The 12,566-nt window shown below is 32.9% G+C and carries 6 protein-coding genes; 3 read left to right on the top strand and 3 right to left on the bottom strand.

What is annotated here, in order from left to right; genetic code table 11:
* Window positions 1–6: 6 nt before the first annotated feature.
* The 3 genes from IMCC3317_RS01405 to IMCC3317_RS01395 form a co-directional block, all read right to left on the bottom strand.
* Complete coding sequence (locus tag IMCC3317_RS01405; protein WP_160127723.1) at window positions 7–4,074, bottom strand: hypothetical protein; 4,068 nt, start codon at window positions 4,072–4,074, stop codon at window positions 7–9.
* 294 nt (window positions 4,075–4,368) lie between these two features.
* Complete coding sequence (locus tag IMCC3317_RS01400; RefSeq protein ID WP_160127722.1) at window positions 4,369–7,323, bottom strand: DUF7619 domain-containing protein; 2,955 nt, start codon at window positions 7,321–7,323, stop codon at window positions 4,369–4,371.
* Window positions 7,324–7,502: 179 nt separating this feature from the next.
* Window positions 7,503–8,027 carry a hypothetical protein gene (locus IMCC3317_RS01395; protein ID WP_160127721.1) on the bottom strand — a complete coding sequence of 175 codons (525 nt, stop codon included), beginning with the start codon at window positions 8,025–8,027 and terminating at the stop codon, window positions 7,503–7,505.
* Between the two features lie 184 nt (window positions 8,028–8,211).
* Between IMCC3317_RS01395 and IMCC3317_RS01390 the strand changes: the two genes are divergently transcribed.
* From IMCC3317_RS01390 to IMCC3317_RS01380, 3 genes are all read left to right on the top strand, one after another.
* Complete coding sequence (locus IMCC3317_RS01390) at window positions 8,212–8,946, top strand: DUF4846 domain-containing protein (protein ID WP_228054908.1); 735 nt, start codon at window positions 8,212–8,214, stop codon at window positions 8,944–8,946.
* 26 nt (window positions 8,947–8,972) lie between these two features.
* Window positions 8,973–9,686, top strand: a complete 714-nt coding sequence (locus IMCC3317_RS01385) for a hypothetical protein (protein ID WP_317172566.1) — start codon at window positions 8,973–8,975, stop codon at window positions 9,684–9,686.
* 121 nt (window positions 9,687–9,807) lie between these two features.
* Complete coding sequence (locus IMCC3317_RS01380; protein WP_160127720.1) at window positions 9,808–12,528, top strand: zinc-dependent metalloprotease; 2,721 nt, start codon at window positions 9,808–9,810, stop codon at window positions 12,526–12,528.
* Window positions 12,529–12,566: the final 38 nt, after the last annotated feature.

Below are 12,566 nucleotides of genomic sequence, written 5' to 3'. Positions count from 1 at the left end.
TATGAATTATTTTTCAGGTCCGTTTATCCAATCATTTTTTTTGATTTTTACTTCATCGGAGCCATGCTCCATATGGGAACTTATGAGTCCTAGATCATAATATTTGAATTTTCGCTCATTCGTCTCTATCATTCCTACTAACGTCCCATCATTCATCATGTATAACATAGTTATAGTATCAAAGTCTTTTCCAAAATCTCCACTTCTGTCAGCATGATCTAAAGAACTGTAAAGTCTGTTTAAATCATCATGTACAAATGTCCGCAGATAGAAACCACGATATTCTTTTGGGTTGATGCAGATATCATTATCTGAATAAAACTGAAATGTATAACCAGTTGTAATAAACTCATCATGCTTTTTAAAAGTAGCATTATAAGTTTTGAATGTGAGATTTTCCTTCTTTGCATCTCCTCCAGAAACCCAAGGTTTACCACTATTATATTTACATTCCATTTTTGCTTTTGGTAAGACTTTAAAATAGTATTTTTTGTTAGGAGAATAAATTTGTTCGTTTTCATACAACACATCATCTTCGAAAAGTGCATAGAGTATTAATCTTCGATCTCTATCCTTTTCGGCTTCTGAATTAATGTACAATACACTCTTACTAATGTATAAATTTTCTACATATCGTTGTGTAAATGTGAAATTTTCATTCTTATCATTCTTACTTTCAAGTATTAACCTTGCGTTGAGAATATGCAATTTATAAGCTTCACTTTCATTAGTCTTTTGAGCACTTCCTAGGTTTGCGTCCCATATTATTTTAGGAATTTTTCCAGGATGTGCAGCATTCAGTATTAAGTTTCCATTTTGTGTTAGTAATAAGTGTTTCGGATATTCTCTTTTGAGGTTTGTGTCATGAATGTATTCTCCTGGTAGTAGATAATCGTCTTTAAGCAATGACGTGAGAAATAAACGTCGTTGGCGGTATTTATTAATACCATATTTTTGAAAAATTTGAATAGTTCCGTCATCATCAAGCCATAATTTAATTATATTTTTTTGAGGAAATGAAAGAGAGAAAGTTTCTGCAAATTTTGGATTTATTGTATCTGAACAGAAATTAAAATTAAGTTCTCCTTTATCTAATGTTAGCGCTGCTTTAGCATTTTTAAGTGTAAGTTTATCTAAATGCATATAGTATCCTAAACTCCAAACAGTTTTTTTACTTTCAACATTTTCGATAATTAAATCATCCATGTCAAAATGTAGTTTATATTTTTTATTTGGAGAAAAGATTTCATCGCCAAGTTCAAAAATATTTTCTTTTGTTTTTATGTCGAATTTGAAGAAATTATCTAAATTAAAAGTTGATTTAATTTCACCTATTAAATCTGGCCATCCATATTGATAAGCTATTGAAACAAATTTATCATTTGCTCTTCGTTCAAGTTTAAAGTCAGTAGCGTTTTCATTTTTATTTTTTTGCCAAATAGTTTGACTAAAATTTAGTATTGTATCATTTATTTTTAACATGTCAATTTCTTCACCAACATTCTGGTGTACTTCGGCATGCACGTTAAAAGTATCTTTATAGTAGTTATAACTTTTACCTTTCCCAACATTAAAACCGCCTACATCAGTGAATAAAAATTCCAATTCATTTTTAAAGATGTATTCCTTATTATCGGAATTTTCTAGTTTATAAGAATAATTATATGGAACCGATTGTACTAATCTTGGTTTTCCATTTTTGTCCATCAAGCTTATAGTATCATTATAGCTAAAACTAAGTTTTACGTCATTAAGCGTTGGTAAAAAGATTTGTCCAAAAGGTTGATCTCCAAAGTTAATCAGTTTTGATTCGCCCAAGTTTGCCGTAAAATACCTACTAAATGTTGGCTTTGTATCATCAAACTGATTTTCTACATCAAAGTTTACCCATTTTGGAATATGCTTTGCTTTGTCTTGAAATTTTAACGTACCATCGTAATTAACTTCAGCTAAACTGAAAGAATCTAAAAATGGAAGGCTATCATTTTGTGAGGCATTTTGATATTTGGAATATACTTGTAGATTATTTTTTCCAAGTACTAATAACTCTATTAGTTTTCCATGCATTTGCAAGGCAGTAATGAGTCCTTCATTATCACGTGTTTGCATTTTTATTAAATCATCTACAACATTTAGAAATAGACTTCTACTAGATTGTTTTAATGTTGGAATGCTGTTTGTTTCTATAAAACCGATAATTGCGTTATTCGTAAAATGTAGTTTCCTATATTGTGCATACGAACTTAAGACTCTATCAACATTATTAAATATTTTAATTAGTTTACCTAGCGTATCAACAAATTCTTCCTTTTTATTGCTTTTTATGATTTTGCTTAAAGCTCCACCTTGAAAACTTTCATGCAAGATGCTGTATTCTTTTGATGTAAAATCGTAATTACTTTCTCCTCCAGATATGATTAAAATCATCATTTTCTTTAAATCCTCAACAATTTTATCTCCTGCAATATAGGTGCCCGAATTTCCCTTTTGGAGCATATTACCGTAACTAGCATGTAAGTTATTAATTGAATCTGTAATGTTTTGAAGATGCTGATCTATTTCTTGTTCTTTGAGTTCATCTTTGATAAAGCTTTTTAAATCATCAAATTCACCTTTCATCTTGCTTTCCAATCCAATGATGAGTTGCTGTGTTTCTCCTTCTTTACGAATTATTAAGCTTGTATCTTCTAAAACTTTATTAAATCCGGTAACGACAATATTTTGAAGAATATGTATGTCTTCTTCTACATTTTTAATTTGTTTTGATAGCGCATCAAAAGGACTTGGTGGTTTTCCAAACATTGCTCCTAATAAGGAACCTGTCATTCCTTGTAAAAACGATCCTAATAATGGACCTCCAAAAGCCATTCCTAGTGCACTTAAAGCAACAGGTAGCATATCTTGTAATAATTTTTCACCTAATTTTTCAGCAGCTTTCCCTTTATCTTTCGCGTTAAAGACACCTATTATACCGCTTCCAATATCTTTTGCAGCAATGTTTCCTAAAGAAATGATGTTTCCATATAAAAACTCTTTTTGTTTTGATGGACTTAGTGTATTCCATTGTCCTTTTTTAAAGTAGTCTTTTACAAAGCTTTTATCTTCCGTTTTTTTTACTTCAAAAAGCTTTTTGTGAATTTCATTAACTTTTTTTAGCGTAGTAGCAGCAGTCATAGTGGTAAAGTCACTATGAAGCTTTTCCATCTCATTAATAAGTTCTTGAAATTCTTTATCATCTTCATTATTTAAAGAATCATTTTCTTTTATTTCATTTTTTGGTTTTGAAGGAATTTCAAAAAACATAAAATCATGCGAATAGTTTAGTGCATCTATATAATTGTTGAGTTCTGTATTGAAATCTTTTCTAAAATATTTGAATTTGGGAACAAAGATACCTTCTTTCTCTTCTACTTCTACTAATATACTTAGATAGTGTTCTATCTGTAATAAATTGACTCTTAGTATAGAAAAGAAGAATTTTTTGCGCTCTAAAAAGGTACGTTTGATATGATTTAAATAAATTACACCATCGTCTTCTTTCATTCTACTTTCCCAACCTGGACTCAAATCAAAATTGATACCACTAACATCAAACAACTTAGAAAATAGACTGCGACGTTTCTTCATAATTGCCTCTATAGCAACAGGTAATTCAATATTATTTAGAAAAAAATAATTATTTATTAACTTTTTAGCTTTGTCAATCGTATTGTCAGTTAAACAATTAAATAAATAGTAATACGCATCTTTTGATATCTCTAACCAAGTGTTTACTAATTTTTTATCATCTAAATCATTGAGTTTCTGAAATATTTCGAAATCTTTCTGATAAATGCTTACAACAGATTCCTTGTATTCTTCAATTTTCTTGTCTGTTTCGGCTTCATTATAACCTTGTGTATTTCTTAAATATGAATGATCTCGTTGTTCTAGATAATTAGAAACTTGTACAGAAATTTCTAAATGTGCATCTGCAAAATTTTTAATGTCTAGAAATGAACTGTTACTGTTTAAAAAATAGCTTTTAGGAAAATAGGGTTGCTCCTTATTTTGAGCAGTGGAATTAACACTCATAAAGTCAATTGGTATTTGATGGTTAATTCATCAATATATAAAAACCTCAACTATAATGAATGTTTTTTAGGTGAATACCAGTAAAATAATCGTTGAAATGAATATGAAAAATAAGTGTTTACTAAAGTTAAGAAAAAACTAGTATTAGCAAGTGAGTTTACAAACACAAAATTATATTCATTTATTTACAAATATCATTCATGAATAGTTTGACATGAAACAGTTTGAAATGAAAAAAGACTAATAATTTCTATTAATCTTTTTTCATTTCATTATTGTATTTGGTGCAACATTTTACATTTTTATAATTTTCTCCGTATTTACACCTTTTTCAGTACTGATTTTGACAAAATAAACACCTTGCGCTTGGTTTGAGATATCTAAGCTTACAGCATTGTTATTGTGTTTTTTACTCATTAATATACGTCCTTGTATATCATACAACACAATCTTTTTGATGTTGTTATTTGCTGTAATGTAAATATTATTTTTTGTCGGATTTGGATATAAAATAATACTATTATCAACTTCAAATTCTTGCGTACTTAGTATTGCAAATGTGGTTTGAGCGTTATTTGTCACGATAGGAAAGTTATAATCGAAAAATATACTTGCCTGATTGCTTACAACATCATTTTCAACCAATGTATTTTGTGATTTCATTTTCATTAGAATGTTTCCTTTTCCATCAATTGCTAAGTTTATATTTTGAAAAATGAAACGGACCATGTGATCGTTTATAGATACACTTGCTTCATGTGAAGTACTTAATAATTTAAGTGTGTTTATATCAAATTGCGTAGGATCAATGTCCATTTCGACAACAATATTTTGGGCAGAGAATGTTCCTGTATTTTCAAAGTTGATGATATAATGCAGATATTCTCCTATTTCATCTGGATCTACATTACTACCTTCAACACATGTTATATCATTCGGATCGTACGAACCAACTACGGTTTGTGTGTAACTGAATTGGTTATTTTCAGGTAATACATCGCCTGACAAAGGAGTTATCGTTGCCATATATATTAGTAGATCTCCGTTATTTACAGGCGGAGTTTCCATTGGAGAGTTTACATTTAATATGATATTAATACTTCTACTTTCAAAAGGTGCTAAATCTACATAATTCCAGTTTAGGTTTCCTGTTGTTTGAGAACTTGGCATTGTCGTACTACTTACAAAATCTAGAATAGCTTCATCATACGTAAAATCAACAACTCCAGATACTGTTTGATTTCCATTGTTTTTGTATGTAAGTAAATATTCAGCATCAAAACCTGGGCGCGCAAATGCAATTGGCGCAATTACAACTTCTACATCATTTTGTATTCCGTTTGCAGTGATGCAAAAATCTTGATTGAATACACTATTATTAATGCTCGAAAAACTTGTGCTGGCATTTACTGGAGTAATATTAAAAAATGTCGGGTTTTCTAACTCAGGTGTTATTGTAAAGTTTCCTGTAGTTGTATAATATGAATAATCGCCTGAGCTATTTGCAAAAATTGCATCTGTAGTTGATCCGTCACTTATATTTATTCGTGTGTATGGAAATATTAGATCATCAGTCCCGTTACAGCCATCATTGTTAACATCTAACGTTATGTTTCCTCCTATCGTATTGTAATTTGTATCATAAGGATCAGAACCCAGCGTAATTTCTAAGGCATTGTTAATATCATCATTGTCACAATTTGCATTTTGCCACATTACATTATCAGCATCAAATCCTGTATATCCAGCATTTTGTATAGGATCACAAGAATCATTATAATCTGTATCATCTAGGACTTCTTGTACATTTGAAATTCCATCACCATCAACATCAGTTGTAGCGGCCCCAACACAATTGCAATTTTCATCGATAAAATCTGATAAAGTTGACGCATTGCCATCATCACAACTATCTCCCATACCAATTGTTATGGAGACATTAAACGGATCACAATCAACATTGTTTAACGTTCCATCGCCATCGCAATCTTCTGTTAGGTAATCGCCAGTTTGTACTAAACTAATATCGCTTGAATTAAAATCACACGGATCTTCGGGATGGGTAGACATTCCCCCATTTGGAGGATTTTGCTCATCGCCATTTGTAACGCCGTCACCATCACAATCTGTGGTTGGGTCGGAAGTACAAACATCATTATCTATAATTGTAACAGTTCCGGTTGCAGCTGGATTTGATGTGTTTCCTGTTTGTACTATTCCGTATACTGTAAAATCTTCATCAGCTTCATCTTCTAAATCATCCAGAATTGGAATACTTAAACTTACTGAAGTTTGTCCTGCTGGAATTGCAATGAAAGGCACTGTATTTATATAGTCATTCGGACTAGCTGCTCCATCATCTATTAAATTGATGGAAACTATCGTATCAACAGCACTTGGATTCGTAATACTGAATTCTACAATAGCAGTTCCTGCACCTTCATTTACTATTTCATCACTTATGTTTAGTGTTGGTGTATCATTATCAGTGATTGTTATGGTACCACTTGCATTTCCACCAATTACATTTCCGCTAGTTGCTGTTCCGTAGACAGTGAAGTCTTCCGTTGGTTCTCCTATATTGTCATCCACAATAGGAATATTTACATATACAGTATTCTGTAATGCAGGAATTGTTACCGTTACAGTCGTAGTTATATAATCATCAGGATTAGTAGCACTATTATCAACCGTTGTAATACTTATTACTGTATCAAAAGCACTTACTCCATAAATACTTACAGGAACATTAGCTGTTCCTGCATCCTCATTAACGGTTACATCACCAACATCTATTGATGAGTCGTCTTGGTCTATCAGACTAATTGTACCGCTTGCACTGCTATTGGTTGTATTACCGCTAATTACAGTAGCATTTACCGTAAAATTTTCATTTATCTCTCCACTTATAGTATCATCTACGATATAAACCATTATTTGTGTTGATGTTTGCCCTGCCGGAATCGTTACAGTAGTATTTACAGCTGTATAATCGTTTGGACTTATTGCAGTACCATCTGCAGTAGTAATATTTAAAACTATATCCGCGCTATCTGGAACATCTATATGTATTGGTACTGTGATAGTTCCGTCAGATTCCCATACGGTCATATCGTCAATTATAACTTCAGAAATTAGTGAATTTTCTGTAACTGAAATTGTCTCTTTTTCTTTTAAATTAGTATTTTCACTAGCAAAACTGATGGAAGAAAAAATTAAAAAAATGTAAATTGGTAATTTTATTTTCATGGTTTAATGTTGTTTTTGGTTGATTGTTCCGTAAATATAGACAGATTATAGTTACAAAAAAACACCAAACAAAAATAAGAAGTGATTTTTGATTAGTATGTTAACATTCTAAAACTCATTTTCCACATTGAGCGAAGTCAAAATAAACTTTTAAACTCATAAACTCATAAACCAAAAAACTACTTCGATCTCGATCCTACAAACTGCTGCGAATTATTCTTAAACAACACATTAAACGTAGTCAAACTTCCGTAGATTCGTGTAATATATTGTTGCAAATCTATTTTTTCCTGATCGTCCAAATTGCTCGAATTTATCTTTTGTTCCATCACGCGAATGCGATCTCTAACCATGACAATCTTATGAAAAAAGCCGTCAATCGGAATTTCTTTGCCTTTCAAATTCGTGTCACCAGGTTCTAAAATTAAATTTCCACCTTTCCATTTATCTGCCATCGGAACAATTTCAGACACATCTGACCATTTTTTCAGCATATTTCGTAAAATGGTTTCAACTTCAAAAAAACTGACGCTATCTACTTCATCTTCAACAGTATCAATCACTTCAAAATCGCTGTCAATGTCAATAGTTTCCAATCCGTTTTCAATAAATGTGACCCAATAATGCTTTGAAGTTACGTTAGTTACGACGCCTAATCCGTATTCCGAGTGTTTAATTCTTGAGCCAATTCCTAAAATATTCATGTTTCGTTCGTATTTGCTAGTTAATTTCGTAAATTTAATATTTGAAAGTAAAAATAAACATCTAATACATATTTTGACTATATATTCTGTAAAAAATACAATTTTTCTTTTCGTTTTCTCTTTGATTTTTCTCGCTTGCGCGAAAGAACAAAAACGGACTCCAATTCAAACAAACGAACTTGCATTGCAAGAAGAAACAAACGTTCAAGAAAGCTTGATACATCCCGAAGAAAAAACCATTGAAACACGTTTCAACACACCAAAAAACTACACTCGGATTCCGCTTGAAGCAACTCATTTTGGAACGTATTTGCGAAACTTACCTTTAAAATCATTCAACAGCCCTGTAAAATATTTTGACGGGCGCGAAAAACCTAACAACAATGTCTACATTTCTGTAGTTGATATGGAAATCGGAACCCGCGATTTGCAACAATGCGCCGATGCAGTCATGCGATTACGTGGCGAATTTCTATTTGAACAAAAACGATTAAACGACATTCACTTTAACTTTCTATCGGACGGAAAACCGAGATATTTCAAAAAATACGCAAACGGCGATCATTCATATAAAAAATTTCGAAAATACATGAATTACATCTTCGCGTATGCGAACACAGCTTCCTTACGATTGGAATTAACAAGAGTAGTTGACATTAAAGATATTCAAGTAGGCGATGTATTTATTCAAAAAGGGAATCCTTTCGGACATGCTATTATTGTTGTAGATGTTGCAAAAAATGAACAAGGCGAAAAAATATTCATGCTAGCGCAAAGTTACATGCCAGCGCAGGAAACGCAGATCTTGGTCAATCGACAAAATTCACAATTAAGTCCTTGGTACAAAGCCGAAAAAGGCGAATTACACACGCCTGAATGGACATTTGAAAGTTCTGATTTAAGAAGATTTAAAGAGTAAATTTCATCAACCAAAAAAAAATCAAATTGATAAAAAAAATATTCAAAATTTTAGGGAAACTTGCCGTAGGAATTATTGTCATTCTATTGTTACTATTCACTTTTGTATATTTCAAGTACAATGAATCGTTACCAAAAGGTGTGGAAGGCGCAGAAGCAGATGCGTTAGCTACAAAAATGCTCGTAGCTTTAAAACATGAAGAATATAAAAATACACGTTATTTAAGTTGGACATTTCCTGGCGGACATCACTATGTTTGGGACAAAGATCAGCACAAAGTGGACGTTTCTTGGAGCAACACCAAAGTAAACTTAAATCTAAAACAACCAACTACAAGTCTTGTAACAATTGGCAAAAAAATGGTAGAAGGTAATAGTAAATCAAATGCTATTGAAAAAGCACTTTCATACTTTAACAATGACTCCTTTTGGTTGGTTGCACCTTACAAAGTATTTGACGAAGGCGTAACACGAAGTATTGTGACCAAAGAAAACGACGAAAAAGCATTACTTATTACCTACAATTCTGGTGGCACAACACCTGGCGATTCATACTTATGGACTTTTGATGAAAACGAAAAACCCAAAGGCTATCAAATGTGGGTGAGCATCATACCAATTGGCGGTTTATATGCTTCTTGGGACAATTGGGAAACGATGGAAAGTGGCATTCCATTAGCTACTTTACACACGTTATTAATTGTAGATTTGGACTTAAAAAACGTTAAAGCTTGGAATTAAATACTTGACAATCTGTTAAATTTTAACACAAATACCCCATAAATGTTAAAACTTCCCTGCCATTTATTAAAAAAGAATTAACTTTATCGCACTTTATATTAAACTAAAAAATCTTGAAATTATGAGAAAGAACTACTTTTTTATATTACTATTACTTCCCATCTTAGCATTTTCGCAAGGAAAATCTTTTTGGGAAAAAACTGATAACACTGGCTTTCAGCAGGAAGAGTTATTAGAAAGAAAATCCACTCCTATTGTATACGATGTCTATAACTTAGACATAAATAGCTTAAAACAACTATTAGCTGCGGCTCCTGACAGAGATTTAAATATTGGCTCAGAAATCGTTGTACAATTCCCAGTTGCAGAAGGAAAAATGGAAAACTTTGAAGTGTATAATGCTTCTGTAATGGAGCCAGCATTTGCTGCAAATCACCCAGAAATTCAATCATACGTTGGTGTAAGTAGAGAAAATACAGGAACTACTATTCGTTTTTCGACAACGGTTTTTGGTTTTCACGCAACAGTACACACAATTGGAAAAACATTCTACATTGATCCGTTAACAACTGATTTGCAAACATATGTAATGTATGCGAAAGAGAATTTATATTCAGATTTAGAAGAAAGAATTGGATGTCTTGTTGATGAATCAACAGAAGACAGAACAAGTGCTGATGCAGCTTTTACTCCTGAAAATGCAAATGATGGAATGTTAAGAACGTTCCGTTTAGCATTAGCTTGTACGCAAGAATATGCAAACTATCACATCAACGCTGCCGGACAAGCTGCGGCAACTGATGCTGTAAAAAGAGCTACTGTTTTATCGGCTATGAACGTAACTATGACAAGAGTAAATGGTGTTTTTGAAAGAGATATGTCGTTAACGATGACTTTAGTAGACAACTCAAGTATTATTTTTATAGCAGAAAATGATGGATATACTGATAGTGATGCTAGTATGTTAATCAATGAGAATCAAACAATTGTTGATGCAAATATTGGAACTGCAAACTACGATATCGGTCACGTATTTACTACTGGTGGAGGTGGATTAGCGGCTCGTGGAGGAATTTGCTATAGCAATGCAAAAGCAAGAGGAGTTACTGGATCTTCAAATCCAGTTGGTGATCCTTTTGATATTGACTTTGTAGCGCACGAAATGGGTCACCAATTTGGAGCGAACCATACTTTTAATGGTGGACAAGGTTCTTGTTCTGGTGGAAACAGAAGTTCTACAACTGCTGTTGAACCAGGAAGTGGAACAACAATTATGGCATATGCCGGAATTTGTGGTTCAGACAACGTACAAGGTAACAGTGACGATCACTTTCATCCAATTAGTATTGACGAAATGTGGACACGTATTACACCTCCCGGAGAACCAACTTGTTCTAGCAATGCGCCAAATGGAAACGTAGCGCCTGTTGTAAATGCTGGAGCTGACTTTACAATTCCTTACGGAACTGCTTTCACACTTAGTGGAACAGGAACTGACGTAAACGGAACAACATTATCATATGCTTGGGCACAAACGGATGTTGGTATTTCAACAAATGTACCTGACGCTACAAATACTACAGAGCCACAATTTAGATCATATTCTCCAAAAACAACTGGAGATCGTACATTCCCACAATTGAGTGATATCTTAAACAATAACTTAACTCCAGCTTGGGAAGTTGTTCCTAATGTTGCTAGAACAATGGACTTTGCATTAACAGTTAGAGACAATGGTTCGCCAAACGGTGGACAAACTAACAGAGATGACATGGTACTTACATTGGCAAATACTGGCCCTTTTAGAGTAACTGCACCAGACATGACAAACCAAAGTTTTGCAACTGGAGCAAGTACAACTATTACTTGGGATGTTGCTGGAACAACGGCTAACGGAATTAATACTTCAAATGTAAATATCTTATTATCTACTGATGGTGGGCAAAACTTTTCAATGTTAGAAGCAAACACTCCAAACGATGGTACACAAGCAGTTACGTTCCCAGATTCAACTTTTGAGCCTTATTGTAGACTTAAAATTGAAGCGGTTGGAAACGTGTTCTTTGCTATGTCAAAATCATTCTCTATTGGAGCAACAGTAACAGTTGTAGAAACTTGTAACACGTATACAACTGGACCAATTGCAACGCCAATTCCTGATGGTGGTGGAGCAAACGTACAAGGTTCTCCTGTTTTTATTCCCGTAACTGTTACGGAATCAACTCCAATTACTGATGTTAGAATTAGCGTAGATGTAACACACTCGTACATCGGAGATTTAATCATGCAATTACAAACGCCAAATGGTGGAGGTTTCTCAAATATTTGGAACAGAACTTGTAACGATGCGCAATATGGAAACATTGATATTACTTTTAAAGACGGTGAGCCAGCTATTATGTGTGCAAACCCAACAGTAGGTTTAGCGGCTCCTGCAAGTCCTATGACAGGATTTAATGGAAACGACCCTTCTGGAACTTGGAACTTAGTATTTGTTGATTTCTATAACGGAGATACAGGTGTTGTAAACGAATGGTCTGTGGAACTTTGTACAGAAACTACAACTGTAGTGTTAAGTAACGAAGAATTTGCTTTAGAAAACTTCGCATTATATCCTAATCCAAACAAAGGTGAGTTCTCATTATCATTTAACTCAACTTCTGGTGAAGATATTGATGTAAATGTATTTGATATCGCTGGAAGATTAGTTCACACTAAAAACTACAACGCAACAGCTGCATTCAATGAAAATATTTCATTAAACAATGTAAGTGCAGGTATGTATTTAATCACGGTAACTGACCAAGATAGAACAGTAACTAAGAAATTGATTGTTCAATAATCAAATTTCTCAATAATATAAAAAACTCCGAAGCTTTA

This window comes from Kordia antarctica (assembly GCF_009901525.1).
In the GTDB taxonomy this organism is placed as follows: domain Bacteria; phylum Bacteroidota; class Bacteroidia; order Flavobacteriales; family Flavobacteriaceae; genus Kordia; species Kordia antarctica.
This window is presented reverse-complemented; position numbering and strand designations above follow the sequence as displayed.

Excerpts from the sequence above, each read along its gene's own strand:
- IMCC3317_RS01405 (WP_160127723.1), bottom strand. The coding sequence starts at position 4,074 with ATGAGTGTTAATTCCACTGCTCAAAATAAGGAGCAACCCTATTTTCCT.
- IMCC3317_RS01400 (WP_160127722.1), bottom strand. The coding sequence starts at position 7,323 with ATGAAAATAAAATTACCAATTTACATTTTTTTAATTTTTTCTTCCATC.
- IMCC3317_RS01395 (WP_160127721.1), bottom strand. The coding sequence starts at position 8,027 with ATGAATATTTTAGGAATTGGCTCAAGAATTAAACACTCGGAATACGGA.
- IMCC3317_RS01380 (WP_160127720.1), top strand. The coding sequence starts at position 9,808 with ATGAGAAAGAACTACTTTTTTATATTACTATTACTTCCCATCTTAGCA.